At 40.3% G+C, this 16645-nt stretch carries 13 protein-coding genes; 6 read left to right on the top strand and 7 right to left on the bottom strand.

The annotated features are described in order from the left end of the window. The first annotated feature begins 121 nt into the window (after positions 1-121). Complete coding sequence (gene pflA / locus PSE83_RS07500) at positions 122-919, top strand: pyruvate formate lyase 1-activating protein (protein WP_004256303.1); 798 nt, start codon at positions 122-124, stop codon at positions 917-919. Positions 920-966: 47 nt separating this feature from the next. Here pflA and PSE83_RS07495 read toward each other — a convergent pair whose 3' ends face one another. Next, positions 967-1389: a DUF2000 domain-containing protein gene (locus tag PSE83_RS07495; protein ID WP_004256305.1), complete on the bottom strand. Its 423-nt coding sequence runs from the start codon at positions 1387-1389 to the stop codon at positions 967-969. Positions 1390-1538: 149 nt separating this feature from the next. Here PSE83_RS07495 and PSE83_RS07490 point away from each other — a divergent pair, with 149 nt between their 5' ends. The 3 genes from PSE83_RS07490 to PSE83_RS07480 all read left to right on the top strand — a co-directional run bounded on the left by PSE83_RS07490 (position 1539) and on the right by PSE83_RS07480 (position 4205). Then, a complete protein-coding gene (locus PSE83_RS07490; RefSeq protein ID WP_004256307.1) occupies positions 1539-2006 on the top strand; it encodes an Lrp/AsnC family transcriptional regulator in 468 nt (155 codons plus the stop codon). A 347-nt stretch (positions 2007-2353) separates the two neighbouring features. Beyond that, positions 2354-3160 carry a BPSS1780 family membrane protein gene (locus PSE83_RS07485; protein ID WP_004256309.1) on the top strand — a complete coding sequence of 269 codons (807 nt, stop codon included), beginning with the start codon at positions 2354-2356 and terminating at the stop codon, positions 3158-3160. Between the two features lie 151 nt (positions 3161-3311). After that, on the top strand, positions 3312-4205 hold the full coding sequence (locus PSE83_RS07480) for a LysR substrate-binding domain-containing protein (protein ID WP_196731839.1): 894 nt from the start codon (positions 3312-3314) through the stop codon (positions 4203-4205). Here PSE83_RS07480 and PSE83_RS07475 read toward each other — a convergent pair. The 6 genes from PSE83_RS07475 to lrp all read right to left on the bottom strand — a co-directional run bounded on the left by PSE83_RS07475 (position 4191) and on the right by lrp (position 13180). Then, the gene (locus tag PSE83_RS07475; RefSeq protein WP_272660759.1) at positions 4191-4919 is read right to left on the bottom strand and encodes a sulfite exporter TauE/SafE family protein; all 729 of its coding nucleotides are present in this window, start codon (positions 4917-4919) and stop codon (positions 4191-4193) included. The genes PSE83_RS07480 and PSE83_RS07475 overlap by 15 nt on opposite strands. 183 nt (positions 4920-5102) lie before the next feature. Continuing rightward, positions 5103-6395: a serine--tRNA ligase gene (gene serS, locus PSE83_RS07470; RefSeq protein WP_004256329.1), complete on the bottom strand. Its 1293-nt coding sequence runs from the start codon at positions 6393-6395 to the stop codon at positions 5103-5105. A gap of 108 nt (positions 6396-6503) precedes the next feature. After that, a complete protein-coding gene (locus PSE83_RS07465; protein ID WP_004256330.1) occupies positions 6504-7847 on the bottom strand; it encodes a replication-associated recombination protein A in 1344 nt (447 codons plus the stop codon). A gap of 84 nt (positions 7848-7931) precedes the next feature. Beyond that, entirely contained in the window at positions 7932-8552 is a 621-nt protein-coding gene (gene lolA, locus PSE83_RS07460) for an outer membrane lipoprotein chaperone LolA (RefSeq protein WP_004256331.1), read from the bottom strand. Positions 8553-8640: 88 nt separating this feature from the next. Continuing rightward, positions 8641-12261, bottom strand: coding sequence for a DNA translocase FtsK 4TM domain-containing protein (locus PSE83_RS07455; protein ID WP_272660758.1), 3621 nt, complete (start codon positions 12259-12261; stop codon positions 8641-8643). A 424-nt stretch (positions 12262-12685) separates the two neighbouring features. Then, a complete protein-coding gene (gene lrp, locus PSE83_RS07450) occupies positions 12686-13180 on the bottom strand; it encodes a leucine-responsive transcriptional regulator Lrp (RefSeq protein ID WP_004256338.1) in 495 nt (164 codons plus the stop codon). A 535-nt stretch (positions 13181-13715) separates the two neighbouring features. Between lrp and trxB the strand changes: the two genes are divergently transcribed. Next, on the top strand, positions 13716-14675 hold the full coding sequence (gene trxB / locus PSE83_RS07445) for a thioredoxin-disulfide reductase (RefSeq protein ID WP_004256339.1): 960 nt from the start codon (positions 13716-13718) through the stop codon (positions 14673-14675). Positions 14676-14857: 182 nt separating this feature from the next. Further along, a complete protein-coding gene (locus tag PSE83_RS07440) occupies positions 14858-16537 on the top strand; it encodes a DUF7057 domain-containing protein (RefSeq protein WP_096864165.1) in 1680 nt (559 codons plus the stop codon). Positions 16538-16645: the final 108 nt, after the last annotated feature.

The following is a 16645-nucleotide window of genomic DNA, read 5'->3' as shown; positions in this document are numbered from 1 at the left end:
CAGCCAAACATAATATGTTTGTCAGCAGTCTGAGCCCCCTCACGGGGGCTTTTTATCTATACCAGCAACGATATTTTTGCTCTAAAGTTTGCGGTATGAAGGATATTTTGGAGTGCCTGCTATGTCTATCGATGATACTAAAACCAAAACAATAGCGACGACTAATGTGACAGAAACCCCAACCACACTCGGCCGTATTCATTCGTTTGAATCATGCGGAACCGTTGATGGTCCTGGGATCCGTTTTATTGTGTTTTTCCAAGGCTGCTTAATGCGCTGCCTGTATTGCCATAACCGCGATACTTGGGATACCCACGGTGGCAATATTGTTACCGTTGAAGAATTAATGAAAGAAGCCGTAACCTATCGCCACTTTATGAATGCGACTGGCGGAGGTGTTACCGCCTCAGGCGGAGAAGCTATCTTACAAGCTGAATTTGTACGTGACTGGTTCCGTGCCTGTAAAAAAGAAAATATTCATACTTGCCTTGATACCAATGGATTCGTGCGCCGCTACGACCCAGTGATTGATGAACTGATGGATGTCACTGACTTAGTGATGTTAGATTTAAAGCAAATCGATGATGAAATTCATCAAAAATTAGTGGGTGTTTCTAACCATCGTACTTTGGAATTTGCTCGTTACCTTGCCAAACGCAACCAGAAAACTTGGGTACGCTATGTTGTCGTGCCGGGTTGGAGTGATGATGACCATTCAGTACATTTACTGGGCGAATTTACCAAAGATATGAGCAATATCGAAAAAATCGAATTACTGCCCTACCACGAACTCGGTAAACACAAATGGGAAACCATGGGTGAAGAATACAAACTAGATGGCGTTAGACCACCATCAAAAGAAGTGATGGAACGAGTTAAAAGTATTCTAGAAAGTTATGGTCACAAAGTAATGTACTAACCAATTTGAGGCTCTTTATAGAGCCTCTGCTTTATCTGCCATTATTCCTATCTAAACAAAGGTAAGTGGCCAATAAGCTGCGTCACCGCCTTTTTATTTCCTACCAACCCAATACCAGCTAACTGAATATTTTTATATTCGTGTTCTAATAATTTTTGCTGATACTCATCATAAGTCCGGCACGATTGTGCCAATAAGCTAAAAGGAATAATGTATATTTCATTTACCTTTAATGCAGCCACTTCAATCTCTTTAATATACTGCTCCGGTGATTTTAAAATCGGTAATGGCGCATAAATCACACCGGGATAATTGATATTATCCGCACTGTTCAAATCTTCCCCTACTATATTGTTAACTTTATTTCCTAAACTCACGCCAATCACACTAGCGGCATTCATTGCCAACCCGTTAGATAAATCCTGATTAACGACGATAGCGCAACGATGCTCAGCTGGATTAAATATCATTCCTGTCCCCTATGATTTTATGTGTATTCAATTTCCCAATAATTATGGCATTTAAAGAAAGAAATAGGCTTTCTAACTCAGTCATTACACGCTAAGATTTAGGTAAATTTATCCCATTTAAAGCATTTTTAAGGTAGAGATTTTCATTTATGGCAATAGATAAGACAGAAATAAAAATACTAAAGTTACTACAAGATGACGCTCGAATAACTAACCAAGTGCTTGCCGAAAAAGTAGGCATGTCAGCCTCTCCCTGTTGGCGAAGGGTTAAAAAATTAGAAGAAGAAAATATTATTCAAGGATATCGCGCCATTCTCAATCGTAAAAAGATTGGCTTAGGTGTGATGGTTTTTGTTCGCGTCATTATTGATAGTGATAGCGAGGCTGAAGCACAAAAATTTGAACAAGAAGTGACTGAGCTAGAAAATGTCGTCGCTTGCTACAGTATTGGTGGTGATACTGACTTTTTATTACAGGTTGTATCCCATGATTTAGACTCCTATGCCGACTTTGCTATGACGGTTATTCGCCGGTTACCGGGAATCAAAGAAATGCAAAGTATGTTTGTACTTAAAGAAATTAAGCCGTTGGATGCTTACCCAATATCACTTATTTAGCTTTTAAATTAAATAAAATCTTACTTAATTATTATGAATCGTGATTATTTAATTGACGATTTTAACCTTGTTGATAGAACCAAAAAATAGCTTTTTTCACTAAATATACTAAATATTCGTATTTTATTCAGTACATTAAGGAATAGATAACCGTCTTATTTCGATAGAAAATATTTTATACAAGAAAATTTTAATCAAAAATACCTTACCAGAATAGTCTGCTTTATAATAAGCTAACTTATCTGCATACTACTGCCGATAAGTTACAAGAATGAGTATAAGCTCAAAAAACTTATTAATAATAATATATCGCTAATTCACTACGACTAACAGGTTCCTTTTTTATCATGAATAATGAAAACTTCAGTGCAGATAACAATCCTGCACCTACAATTAACGCACAAACTCAAGCCGATACATTCGTTTTTCACGCAGAACCTCGCGCAGTAGATGCAGGTGAAGGTGTTAACTGGATCAGCCAATCATGGTCTCTCGTTAAAGAAAAATTGGGAATGTGGATCCTAATTAACATCGTTCTGTTTGCGGTGATCTTTATCATTTCAATGATCCCATTCTTGAACTTACTGATTACTTTTATTACACCTATTTTTATCGGTGGTATTATTGCTATCAGTGAAAATCAACGTAAAACAGGCCAAGCAGAAATCGGCTTATTATTTGCAGGCTTCCAAAATAAATTTGGTACCCTATTTGCCGTTGGAGCCATCAACTTTGCTGCTAACTTAGTAGGAATGATCATCGCATTTATTATCGGTGGTTCTGCAATGTTCGGTTTACTGATGGAAAGCAACCAATACGGTTCGCCATCTGACGCGGCTATCCTTGCGTCTTCAGGTACATTCTTCTTTGCAATCATCATAATGGCCATTGCAGCATTAGTGGGTACAGCCTTAACTTGGTTTGCTCCTGCATTAGTGATGAACCATGATTTCACTGTTGGCGCTGCAATCTCAGCAAGCTTACAAGCTGTTAAGAAAAACCTCCTACCAGGTATCCTGTTCTTTATCGTTTTATCAATCTTAATGATAATTTCAGTTATCCCATTAGGTTTAGGTTTATTAGTTTCTATGCCAATTATGTATGTTTGCTATTACAGCAGCTATCGCAGCCTGTTTTTCTCACAAGTAAAATAAACCAAAATCTAATGATTTGACGACTTTGTTAAATCATTAAATCTAAAAAAAGGAAAGCAATTGCTTTCCTTTTTGCTATCCCGAAAAAATTCACATATATTCCTTTAAATGATAATTTCCCTCTTCTTTTCATAATTTGGAGTTGTTTTCCATGTATTTCGATACCACTGATTTAAAACTGTGTGTTAATGTCGCCAATGCAGGAAGCATCACCCAAGGAGCGAAACTAACTTATCTTACACTGCAATCTGCAAGTGAACGAATACGTGGGTTAGAAAATGAATTAAACATCGATATATTTATTCGTTCAGTGAAAGGGGTTTCATTATCGAATGCAGGTCATGCATTTATTGAGCATGCGAAAACAATTTTGCAGCAAATTGAATTAATGCAAGATGAACTGCGAAAATATAGTCGACACCTGCGTGGGCATATTAATATTCTTTGTAATACTTCAGCTCAAATGGAATTTTTACCCGCCCGTGTTAGCGCTTATTTACGACAACAACCCACTATGTCTGTATCCGTGAAAGAAATGCCAAGTGCTAATATCGTCACTGCCATCAAAAATAAAATTGCAGATATTGGTATTATCGCAGATTCTACTGACCTCACTGGTCTGGATATTCGGCCATTCAGCTCAGATGAATTAGTCGTTTTTGCCCATAAAGATAGCCTTTGGGTAAGCCAAAAAAGCGTTCTATTTTCTGATATTATTGATGCTGAATTTATTGGTTTAATGGAAGATAACCCATTACAAAAGCATATTGATAATAACGCCAAACAGCAAGGCAAGCGGCTCAACTACCGGGTACGCATGCCAACACTAGATGCGGTAATGCAAGGGGTTAACGATGGAATTGGCATTGCTATTATTCCCAAACAAGCGGCACAGCGTAGTCAATTTTCTACTAGTAAAATACTGCAATTGACTGAAGATTGGGCATGCCGAAAATTAGTTATCTGCGCACGAGATTTCAGCCAATTACCTGATTATACCAACGAGTTTATTCATTTTTTAATTAACTGGTCATCTGAAAGCTAATTTTGCCGTCATGTAAATCCCTAATCCGATTAACCCAATAAAAAAGCAACGACGGAATAATTTCTCGCTAATAATCTTGCGTAAATATTGACCAAGATACATTCCACCAATAGCAGGTATTAAGGCAAAGGCAGATAAACTCCAATTAATATCATATTGTTGATGGTCAATGGATAACTTGATGGCTAATGCAACTGTTGATGCGGTAAATGCTAACCCTAGAGCCTGAATAAGCTCATCTTTATTTAATTTTAAGGTTTGCAAATAAGGGACTGCTGGAATAACAAATACTCCTGTAGCTGCTGTAATTACACCTGTAATATAACCCACTGTTGGCGAAAGCCATGTTTCATGTTTCTCGAAAGATGGCGTTTTTTTAGCAATTAAGCCCCAAATTCCATAGATAATAAGCACGATACCCAGTGCAGGTAGTGTCCAACGAGATGCCGAGGTTAAAGAAGGTAAAAAACTGAATAATGTGCCAAGCATGACCCCAATAATAAAACCACTGAGCCGTTTGATTAGTGCCATAAATTGTGGGCCAATCAATAATTGCCATATATTAGTAATTAATGACGGAATAATTAATAAGCTCGCAGCTGCAGCAGGCTCCATTGATGTGCTTAATAACCCCATCGCGATTGTTGGTAGGCCTAGCCCGATCACCCCTTTTACAATACCTGCCAATAAGAAAACACCAATAATTACATCCATCAATATCACCCCGATAAATTTACTTTACCGTAGATTAATGTCATGCATTGAATGCTGCTATTTGGAAAATATTGAGGGGGGATCAGGTTTAACCTGAGGATGCTTTTTCCAGAACACTTTAAATTTACACAAAAAAACGCGACTGTCGTCAGTCGCGCTTTATGTTTGAAAGAGTAACGGAAATTAACCGATGAACTCTAGCCCTTTCATATATGGGCGCAATACTTCTGGAACTTCAATACGGCCATCAGCTAATTGGTAGTTTTCTAAAATCGCCACCAATGTACGACCAACAGCTAAACCAGAACCATTCAGGGTATGAACAAGTTGTGTTTTCTTATCACTCTTACCGCGGAAACGCGCTTGCATACGACGCGCTTGGAAGTCCCACATGTTTGAACAAGATGAAATTTCACGATAAGTATTTTGCGCTGGTAACCACACTTCTAAGTCATAGGTTTTACGTGAACCAAAACCAATATCACCGGTGCACAAAATCACTTTACGATAAGGCAAGTTCAGTAATTGTAATACTTTTTCTGCATGACCAGTCAGCTCTTCCAATGCATCCATAGATTTTTCTGGATGAACGATTTGTACTAACTCAACTTTGTCGAACTGATGCATACGGATCAAACCGCGTGTATCACGGCCATAAGACCCTGCTTCAGAACGGAAACAAGGCGTATGTGCCGTCATTTTCAGAGGAAGTGAGTCTTCATCTAAAATTTCATCACGAACCAAGTTAGTCACTGGAACTTCTGCGGTTGGGATCAACGCATAAGTACTGCTGTCTGCTTCTTCTTCCAGTGGTTTAGTATGGAACAAATCTTCACCAAACTTTGGTAATTGGCCAGTTCCGTACAGTGTGTCATGGTTGACTAAATATGGAACATACAACTCTTGGTAACCATGTTGTTCAGTATGTAAGTCAAGCATAAATTGAGCCAAGGCACGATGCATGCGAGCAATTTGCCCTTTCATGACAACAAAACGTGCTCCTGTCAGTTTTACCGCAGCAGGGAAGTCTAAGCCACCAGATAACTCACCAAGGCTAACATGATCTTTAACTTCGAAGTCATACTGGCGAGGTTCACCCCAACGAGCAACTTCAACGTTGTCAGAATCATCTTTACCATCAGGTACTTGGTCATCAGGGATGTTCGGGATACTCAAGGCAATATCACGGATTTCTTGTTGCAGCTTATCTAGCTCTGCTTTTGCAGAATCCAATTTTTCGCCTAATTGGTTAACTTCCAGACGTAAGGGTTCGATATCTTCACCACGTGCCTTCGCCGCACCAATAGTTTTCGATCGCGAGTTACGGTCTGCTTGCAGGGTTTCAGTTTCAACTTGTAAAACTTTGCGGCGTTCTTCTAATTCACGCAGCTTTTCCACATCAAGGGTAAAACCCCTGCGAGCCAGTTTTTCAGCAACCGCGTCTAGCTCCGTACGCAGTAAATTGGGATCGAGCATGCTTATCCTGTGATTATTGTTAGTAATTAATGATACTTTTTGAGGTGCATTCCAGCACAACAAATAAAGTAAAGTATTTCGCTATATAACCTTACCGCATTGCCTAGTTTAGCGATAGCGTTTTGTGGTGCTAATTTGATCCTGTTGGGCTAACCAGTCTAATTTTTCAGCAAACTTGCCTTCTTGGCCCCGTTTCGTAGGGTAGTAATAACGTGTTGTTTGCATAGGTTCAGGAAAATAATTTTCTCCCGCAGCATATGCGTTAGGTTCATCATGTGCATAACGATATTCTTTCCCTGCACCCATTTCTTTTAATAGTTTAGTTGGGGCATTTCGAAGATGTTCTGGCACATCGTAGTCTGGTTGCATTTGTGCATCTTTAATCGCTGCTTTATAGGCGGTATAAACCGCGTTACTTTTCGGCGCACAAGCTAAATAAACAATAGCTTGGGCAATTGCACGCTCGCCTTCGGCTGGCCCCACTCGCGTGAAGCAATCCCAAGCTGAAATGGCGACTTGCATCGCACGAGGATCCGCATTACCCACATCTTCTGATGCAATTGCAAGTAGCCGACGGGCAACATACAGAGGGTCACCACCCGCAGTAATAATCCTTGCAAACCAATACAGTGCAGCATCTGGTGCTGAGCCTCTAATCGACTTATGCAGAGCAGAGATTAAGTCGTAATAACGGTCGCCTTTGTTATCAAACCGTGCAGTACGTTCACCGCTAACTTCTTTTAACAGATCAGCGGTTAAAATACGCTGCCCTTGGCTATCAGCCTCTGCCATATCTGCCATCATTTCCAGGAGATTTAATGAACGCCTAGCATCCCCATTAACCAACTGAGCGACCATTTTGCGCGTGTTATCAGGCAGAACAATATTTTGCCCACCAAGGCCACGAGATGAATCTGCCAGTGCTTGTAACAAGACCTGTTCAATATCATTTTCTTCAAGGGATTTAAGCAAATACACCCTAGCACGTGATAACAACGCGGAATTTAATTCAAATGATGGGTTTTCAGTTGTTGCACCAATAAATGTAATCGTGCCATCTTCTATATGCGGTAAAAATGCATCTTGCTGGCTTTTATTAAAACGATGAACCTCATCGACAAATAAAATGGTTCTCCGCCCCGCGCTGCGATTTTGCCGGGCTTTTTCGATGGATTCTCGAATTTCCTTAATACCAGAAGTAACTGCTGAAATACGTTCAATATCGGCTTGTGCATAATTACCAATAATTTCGGCAAGGGTTGTTTTACCTGTTCCAGGGGGCCCCCATAAAATCATGGAGTGCAGATGACCCGCTTTAATCGCACGTGGCAACGGTTTCCCCTCAGCCAATAAATGCTTTTGGCCAATATACTGTTCAAGGGTTTCAGGCCGCATTCTTGCTGCTAAAGGTTGAAATTCATTCTGCGAAAAATCAAGAGACAGGTTACCCACTATATCCTCTTTTTTACTTCTTAAAATATCTTATATTAACCAGCAAGTATGAATACTGCTGGCTCATATTTTCTCTAATCAAGCTTATTTAGCATTTGAACGCTGGTCATCTAAAGTGACGCCTTTTGGTACTGTAAACTTGAATTTACTCGCATCAACGCGACCATTTTTTTGCTCTTTTAATTGATAAGCACTGGTTTGGCCATCTTGTTCAACCGCTGAAAACTGCTCAATCGTCCCTTCGGGAGAAACCGTAATGGAGAAACGTTTTAGAGTCCCATTAGTTTGTTTTGGTTTTAAATCAAACGTATTTCCCTGCTGAATGATTGAGTACTGTTTCCAATCTTTCGGGTCGTTACGTGTAATTAGTAGAAATGGCGTATCCTGCGTAGCATCCGCTAAATTAGTCACCGTCACTTGTTCTACGAACGGGTTATAAAACCACAAATCTTTACCATCTGACACCAATACGCTTTCATCAGGTGAGGTCATGTTCCAATTAAATAAATTTGGGCGCTCAAGCCATAAATCCCCAACACCTTCTTGAACCAAATCCCCTTCAGGACTCGTCACCTTTTGCGAGAAGCTAGCTTGGAAGCTATTGACCTTATTCAAACGTTCTTGAAGGTCTTGGCTTGCGTCCGCCAATACTTGGCCAATATGTAAACTCAGGGCTAACGCACCCAATAACATCATTTTTTTCATCGATGAGAGACCTTAAAATTATTACCATAAGAGGTGTTACGTCTTTATACACCCCTTAAATTAAACCAGCAATTAGCACACTAAATTATTAATGCCCCATTGACGGAGGAGCAAGAACTTCACGGTTACCATTGTGCCCTTGCTCACTGACAATACCTTGGAGCTCCATTTGCTCAACAATCCTTGCAGCACGGTTATAACCTATCCTGAATTGGCGTTGAACCCCAGAAATGGAAACGCGTTGTTTCTCAACAACAAACTCAACTGCCTGGTCAAACAGTGGGTCAAGCTCTTCACCTCCGCTATCATAACCACCACCTTCGCTATCGTCACTACAGGTCGTGATGCTATCAATATATTGTGGTTTACCGCGAGCTTTCCAATCATTTACAACTGCATGAACCTCTTGGTCACGAACAAAAGCACCGTGTACACGCACAGGAATTGAAGAGTTTGGTGGTAAATACAGCATATCCCCCATGCCTAGTAAAGATTCAGCGCCGCCTTGGTCAAGGATCGTGCGCGAGTCAATTTTACTGGATACCGTAAATGCAATCCGCGTTGGAATATTTGCTTTGATTAGTCCAGTAATAATATCAACCGATGGCCGTTGAGTTGCCAATACCAAATGAATACCCGCGGCACGTGCTTTTTGTGCCAACCGTGCAATTAACTCTTCCACTTTTTTACCAGCTGTCATCATTAAGTCGGCAAATTCATCAACCATGACAACAATGTAAGGTTCTTTTTTCAGCATTGGGTGTTCTACATCCATGCTATCACCGGGTTTCCAATGTGGATCAGGAATTGGCCGCCCCATTTCTTCTGCTGCTTTAATGCGGTCGTTATAACCCGCTAGGTTACGTACCCCTAATGCAGACATGAGTTTATAACGGCGTTCCATTTCATTCACGCACCAGCGCAAGGCATTCGCCGCATCTTTCATGTCAGTAACCACTTCAGTCAATAGATGCGGAATACCTTCATAAATGGATAACTCCAGCATTTTCGGGTCAATCATGATAAAGCGAACATCTTCGGGTTTGGCTTTATACAAGATACTGAGGATCATTGCATTCACCCCAACCGACTTACCAGAGCCGGTTGTCCCCGCAACGAGTAAATGAGGCATTTTCGCTAAATCCGCAACAACAGGGTCACCTTCAATATCTTTACCCAATACAATAGTGAGAGGAGATGGGTTTTTGCGGAAATCATCGCAGTCTAAGACTTCACTTAGGTAAACGGTTTGCCGTTTCTCATTAGGGAGTTCGAGGCCTACATAAGGTTTACCCGGTATCACTTCTACAACACGTACGGCTACGGTTGATAACGAACGAGCAAGGTCACGTGACAATGTGGATATCCGTGCAGCTTTTACTCCCGGTGCGAGGTCAAGTTCAAACCGAGTAATGACAGGGCCTGGAGAAAAACCAACCACTTCAGCTTTAACGCGGTAATCATTAAGCCTTGCTTCAATCAACCTTGCTGTTTGTTCTAGTTTGAACATATCCACTGGCTCTTCTTGTGCTGGCGGACTTGCCAGCAAATCAAGAGACGGCATTGGCGTTGTTGGTTTTGGTAATGGTTGGTCATTACGCACTAAGAACGGGTGGAATAAGCTATCTTGCTGTGGCTGCTGTGGCTGCTGTGGCTGCTGTGGCTGCTGTGGCTGCTGTGGCTGCTGTGGCTGCTGTGGCTGCTGTGGCTGCTGTGGCTGCTGTGGCTGCCCAAAAGTTTGTGTTACTGATGGTGAGCTAGCAAGCCCTTCAGCGATATTATTTTGTGGGGTACCTGCTGTAACAGAAGTCGCGCTAAATGATGGCATAAATAATGGGTCAGCTGGCTCGTTGTCAACCAAATCATCAACAGGGGTAAAACTATCCAGCACAGAGAACTCTTTTCTTAAATCAATTTTGGGCTCAAAGTCTTCTTGCTCTTGTGTAAACTGAGGTTGATAGCCATTATCCACGACTGGCACGGCCTCATCAGGCTCTGGAATTGTATGCGTATTATTGGATTGTTGTGAAGCTGACGCCCAACGGTGTTCAATTTCTGGCTGCGTAAATGCGCTGACTCTATTTTCAGTCATTGGCTCATTTTGTAATTGCTCATCATGCGAGTGCAGGCTATTAAGCGGTACATCATAATCAGTTTCATCAACTTCACCATAACGTTCACGTTGCTGTTCTAAGAACTGCGCTCGTAATAATTCGTCTTGTTGTGCCTCATCATCAGTTTCAGGTTGGTCAGACTCACTCGTAGACCACTGCTGATATATTTGTTCACGTTTAGAAGCCTCTTCTTCACGCCGCTGTAGTTCCGCATCACGTAACGATGGAATGCGAATACCATATAACTCACGACGAGTCGGTAAACGAACAGGATTTGGCCGTGGAAGCTCCGGCTCCATATTTTGTTTAACCTGAGCATGGCGCTCCAGTGCAGCGACTGAAATACCCGCAGCCGCTAATGCAGCTGGATTAGAAACCCTTTCAGTAACTGATGATGGAATAAAACTTTCTGTTGTATTTGAAGAGATAAGTGGGGGCGTGGATGTCGCTTGAGCTTCAAACGCAGCTTGATTAACAGATGTTTCTTGTTTATCCGAATATTCTTGATAAGCGGTATTATCTTGTTTTTGTTGTTCTATTTGTTGATTATGCTGAACACTAAATATCGGTTCTTCTGGTGCAACATACGGTGACGCTTGAACTAACGGCTCATTAACGGTATCTGATGTTGAATCAAAACTTGCACCGAGCTTAGGCTGGTAATCTTCTGGTACTTCAAAATGATATATGCTCGGCTCATCCACTGCAGAGAAAGCAGGTACCGAATCTTGCTCTGATGTGTTTTGATTCACTGAAGGAATTGGGTTTTCTGTAGTAGCAACCGCTTCACCCGTATTTTTTTCCGTTGTTGGAGCGACTTCAGTGACTAATTCAGCCACAGTGGGTGCGGAAAACAAAACATCATCCGCATCAATATTTTCTAGGCTGTCATTGGCTCTGTGCTCAGCTTCTTGCGCACGCTGTAAAGCTCCTTCAGTTTCTTCAACGTCGTAATCATAGTTATCTAAATCGTCTCCCCTCGCTCGATTTGTTAGCAAAGTAATAGGGAGAAGTACCGCTGCACCAATTTTTTCTGCGATTGTAAGCCATGACCATCCCGTAAACAGCGTAAAGCTTATCGCCCATAAAAACAGCAATGCTAACGTAGCACCTAATGAATTGAACCACGGCATAATTGCATTACTAAATACACTGCCAATCACACCACCAGAGGCGAAATTAGGTAAGTCGTCAAAATTGAGAGCCGCAAGTCCACAAGAAGATAAAATAAGTGCTAAACCACCTATTAATCTTAACGATAAAGAGAAAAAATCAATATATCGGCGCTGACTTTCATATTGGAAAATCGCCCAGCAACCTAGGAGTAATAGTGCAGGAATGGCAAATGCAAGAATACCAAAAGCAGAGAAGAGAATATCGGCACTCCATGAACCTACACTCCCCCCTAAATTCTTCACTGGGGCATTCCAAGTGGTCTGTGACCAGCTTGGATCTGAAGGGCTAAAGCTCAATAAAGCCACCATTAAGAAGAGTGCGCTCAAGCATATTGCGAGCAAAATAACCTCTAATAGCCGTCTTCCGCTACTTAGTTTTTTAAATTTGATATGTTTATCTTCTGTATATTCTTGGCTCATTATTATTTCTTTGCTAACTGATGTTCTTGACTAACCTAGGTTTATTCTACCATTAAACGCCTGACTCTGCCTGTTTTACAGCGACTAAGAGATATCAAGGCTTCACAAAAGCACTAAGGTGCAGTATTCCATCTAATGTATGATGATTCAATTTCTATTTCTCGTCAAAAATCCTAAATATTTATAGCTTTAGAATCAATAAATTGGAAATAAAACTTATCAGTTGCTAAGTAATTTACGTAAAACAAGGTAGAAAGGCATGGATAGCAGCCAGTTGAAGCTGTGAAACAGCAAAATATTACGTTTTTATAAAGCAACAAATGAGGCGAGAAAAACGGAACAACGCTGAGTAAACTCAGCGTTGAAACTGCAGTGCGGCAACAAAGCTGAAATGCTGTGCTGAAGCGAGGTTAAAAAGCACTAATTAGCGAGTTTTGATCACTAAGCGGTTGCTTTGTTTAACTTCTTCCATAACTACATAGGTGCGAGTGTCGTTTACGCCTGGTAAACGTAACAGAGTTTCACCTAACAGTTTACGATATGCGGACATATCTGGCACACGCGTTTTCAACAGGTAGTCAAAGTCACCAGAAACCAAGTGGCATTCCTGAATTTCTTCCAGTTTTTGAACTGCTGTATTGAATTGCTCAAATACATCCGCAGCACCACGGTTAAGTGTGATTTCAACAAACACGAGCAAAGATGCATCTAAGTAGTGTGGATTTAATAACGCAGTATAGCCAGAGATAAATCCTTGTCTCTCAAGGCGACGTACACGCTCTAAACAAGGTGTTGGAGATAAACCAACTCGTTTAGATAACTCTACGTTAGAAATTCGCCCGTCTTTTTGTAGTTCGTTTAATATATTCCTGTCGATACGGTCAAGGTCTTTGCCAGGACGCTTTTTATTGTCAATCATCTCTTTATCTCTCTTTCTCTAATTGTTATTTTCTACATCTAAAAATAAGCACCTTAGCCACCACCTTTTTTATTTAGGAATTCGTGTTCAGGAGCAAATTTTATTCATAATGCTGAAGTTAGTGTGAATGTAATTATCATCCACAATGTTTACTTGTATTTTAAATTTGTAAGTAGTGTAAAGTTAATTTTCCAGCAAGAACAAAAATGCGCCATTTCCATTGATCAGCTAGATAATTAACTCTTACACTGATGTTTTCGCAAATGCGCAGCCGATTGTCAAAGCAAATGAATAAAAATCAGTACAAGATTTCGCTTTTTTTTCCAGTAAAACGTTTCGCAGCCTTAATTCAAGATAATTCCTAAAAATTGTGATGCGTGACACAAGCAACTTTTTGTCATATTTTTTTACATTTTATCGGTATTACCTATTGATGAAATAAGCCAAATGAAACTAAGTCGCACTTAAACCACTTTTGTTAACCTCTTATTTCTCCTACAATCTGATAAATGCTTTTTAGATTAAAGAGGAATTCATGAGCACAACAACACATCGCAAGTTAATCATTCTTGGTTCTGGCCCTGCGGGCTATACTGCGGCTGTCTATGCTGCACGTGCAAACTTAAACCCAGCATTGATTACTGGGGTGGAAAAAGGCGGTCAATTGACCACCACAACTGAAGTTGAAAACTGGCCTGGTGACCCAGAAGGTTTAACCGGTCCAGGGCTTATGGAACGCATGCATGAGCACGCATCAAAATTTGACACCGAAATCATATCTGACCATATCCAAAAAGTGGACTTAAAACAACGTCCTTTCCGTTTAATTGGCGATGAAAATGAATATACCTGTGATGCATTAATTATTGCAACAGGGGCTTCCGCTCGTTATATCGGCCTACCTTCAGAAGAAGCGTTCAAAGGCCGTGGCGTTTCAGCTTGTGCAACTTGTGACGGTTTCTTCTATCGTAACCAAAAAGTCGCTGTTGTTGGTGGCGGAAACACTGCGGTAGAAGAAGCATTGTACCTTTCTAATATTGCTTCAGAAGTTCATTTAATTCATCGTCGTGATAGTTTCCGTGCAGAAAAAATCCTGATTAATCGTTTAATGGATAAAGTTGAGAACGGTAATATTATTCTGCATACCGACCGCACATTAAATGAAGTATTAGGTGATGATATGGGCGTGACGGGTGTGCGCTTAGAATGTACTAAAACACACGCAACAGAAGATATCCCTGTTATGGGGGCATTTATTGCCATCGGCCACAGCCCAAATACAGCTATTTTTGAAGGCCAATTAGATTTAGACAACGGTTATATTAAAGTGCAATCTGGCACCCAAGGCAATGCAACTCAAACTTCTGTTGAAGGTGTGTTCGCGGCTGGTGATGTCATGGACCATATATACCGCCAAGCAATTACCTCTGCGGGCACAGGTTGTATGGCAGCCTTAGATGCAGAACGTTATCTTGATGGCTTAGCATCAAAATAATCAATAAGTGATTGTAATTTAGATAGGCTTCAATTTTTCCTCAATTGAAGCCTTTTTTATTACTTATACTCCCCATCCTAACTATTGGTTTTGCATATATTTTTAAGACCAAGTTTATATTGTACTTTTTTAATACTGCCTATACTGTTTTTACATAACATTAATTAATATAAGGTGTAGGTATGGGGCAACAATTAGAACGTGATGCCATTCGCGGTTATTCTTATTTTATTATTGTCATACTTGCCGTGATTCAAGGCATCGTCATCACAGCCACTACTGATTACTCTATCCGCCTAGAAAGCCAACTAAGCGCCACCACCCTATATCTGCCTATTTTGCTCGCCATTTTTGTTCCTTCAGCAATCAGTTACCTAATTACCAATGCAAAATCCGCTATTTTTTATCTGAACATTGCGGTCATTATTGGGTTAATTTTCTGGCTCAATTACTGGCATGCCCAAGACTTTCTAAATCCTTCAGATACAGACCCATTCTTCGCCTTTATCACCCTCACCGTCTTACTCTTTTTTATACTTCCTTGGATGCAATCGTGGCAAACCACAAGAACATGGAAAATTGATTACGGTTGCTTAATGGGGCTATATATTAAAAATACCTTTCTGGGTATTCTCGCTTCTATAATCGGTGGGTTGCTAACTTTAATCGTAAAAATAGCCAGTTTTTTATTTGGTATTGTTAACCTAACTTTTTTGAGTGAAGCTCTTGATAACGACGTTATCTATTGGGTGAGCTTTGCTCTTGGGTTCAACGTGAGTTTAGCTTTTTTACGCGTAGCACTGAATGTGCAATTCAGTAATTTTGTTAGCTTTATTGCGCGTTTTTTCTTACCTCTATTGAATATTGTTGCTGTTATTTTCTTAGGCGGTTTCGTTGTTTCATACTTTTCAGGTTTAACCTCTGCAGGCTTAGGCTCCGCAGTAATGCTGTGGTTTTTAATTTTAAACCTTATTTTTATCAATTTCGTGTATGGCGATGGCACAACCCAATATCAATTCCGTGCGGGTCTCAACGGTTTTGTCTTAATTAGCATTATTTTACTTAATGCATTTTCAGTGCTTTCGCTCTATGGCATTTTAGTACGAGTTAACCAGTATAGTTGGAGTGTTGAGCGCCTATACGCCTTTACTATTGCCCTATTCCTATTTGTATTGATTTTTGCTTATAGCATCGCAATTATCTATAAAAAATCAGCCTGGATGTCCTATTTAGGCCCTATCAATAAAGCGGGAATTTTGTCTCTAATTGCCATTATATTGGTCATTAACAGCCCTATTGCTGATTTTAAACGCATCACACTAAACAGTATTCTTGCCGGCGTTGAAAATGGCAAAATTAAAGTCAATAGCTCGCTTGCTTATGACTTAAAACAATTAGGTGAGAAAGGGCAACAAGCTTTTGAAAAACTCAATAACAACCCTGAATATCAAAAACTATTCCAAACCAGCCCTTATGAAGAAGAACAGCGCAGATCGCTAAAATCAGTATTAATTCAAGCTCAAAATAGCCCTGCAATACCGAAGAGTTGGTTCGACCTCGGGGAAAACCTTAGTAGTGCTTGGTATTGTACCTCACAATACGACCCATACCCGTGTGTAGGCTTTATGGCCGATGTTAACCAAAACAATCAAGATGATGTGGTTATGTGCTATTCCTATCCAAGTAGCTCTAGTATTGATTGTAATATATGGCAACAAACGGAACAAACCTGGGAGTTAATGGATACGCAAACTCGCTCATTTAATACCATGAAAGAAAAAGATCAGGCTTGGGATAATTTATTAAAAGGAAACTATGAATTAAAACCCAAAGAATGGTTAATGATAGACCCCACATTCTAATTGTAGTGAAAAATGCCGATGGCTTAACATTTCTTTGTTAAGCCACCTTTTTATTACGTAGAAATACAGTAATATCCCAATATCATTACATCTAAAAATTTACTGAAA

It is taken from the genome of Providencia sp. PROV150 (assembly GCF_028481025.1).
In the GTDB taxonomy this organism is placed as follows: Bacteria; Pseudomonadota; Gammaproteobacteria; order Enterobacterales; family Enterobacteriaceae; genus Providencia; species Providencia hangzhouensis.
Note: the sequence above shows the minus strand (reverse complement) of the source record. Positions and strands in the feature narration are given on the sequence as shown.

What these genes read in the sequence shown, in the direction of transcription:
- pflA (WP_004256303.1), top strand. Translation starts at nt 122, where the DNA reads ATGTCTATCGATGATACTAAAACCAAAACAATAGCGACGACTAATGTG.
- PSE83_RS07495 (WP_004256305.1), bottom strand. Translation starts at nt 1,389, where the DNA reads ATGATATTTAATCCAGCTGAGCATCGTTGCGCTATCGTCGTTAATCAG.
- PSE83_RS07490 (WP_004256307.1), top strand. Translation starts at nt 1,539, where the DNA reads ATGGCAATAGATAAGACAGAAATAAAAATACTAAAGTTACTACAAGAT.
- PSE83_RS07485 (WP_004256309.1), top strand. Translation starts at nt 2,354, where the DNA reads ATGAATAATGAAAACTTCAGTGCAGATAACAATCCTGCACCTACAATT.
- PSE83_RS07480 (WP_196731839.1), top strand. Translation starts at nt 3,312, where the DNA reads ATGTATTTCGATACCACTGATTTAAAACTGTGTGTTAATGTCGCCAAT.
- PSE83_RS07475 (WP_272660759.1), bottom strand. Translation starts at nt 4,919, where the DNA reads ATGGATGTAATTATTGGTGTTTTCTTATTGGCAGGTATTGTAAAAGGG.
- serS (WP_004256329.1), bottom strand. Translation starts at nt 6,395, where the DNA reads ATGCTCGATCCCAATTTACTGCGTACGGAGCTAGACGCGGTTGCTGAA.
- lolA (WP_004256331.1), bottom strand. Translation starts at nt 8,552, where the DNA reads ATGAAAAAAATGATGTTATTGGGTGCGTTAGCCCTGAGTTTACATATT.
- PSE83_RS07455 (WP_272660758.1), bottom strand. Translation starts at nt 12,261, where the DNA reads ATGAGCCAAGAATATACAGAAGATAAACATATCAAATTTAAAAAACTA.
- lrp (WP_004256338.1), bottom strand. Translation starts at nt 13,180, where the DNA reads ATGATTGACAATAAAAAGCGTCCTGGCAAAGACCTTGACCGTATCGAC.
- trxB (WP_004256339.1), top strand. Translation starts at nt 13,716, where the DNA reads ATGAGCACAACAACACATCGCAAGTTAATCATTCTTGGTTCTGGCCCT.
- PSE83_RS07440 (WP_096864165.1), top strand. Translation starts at nt 14,858, where the DNA reads ATGGGGCAACAATTAGAACGTGATGCCATTCGCGGTTATTCTTATTTT.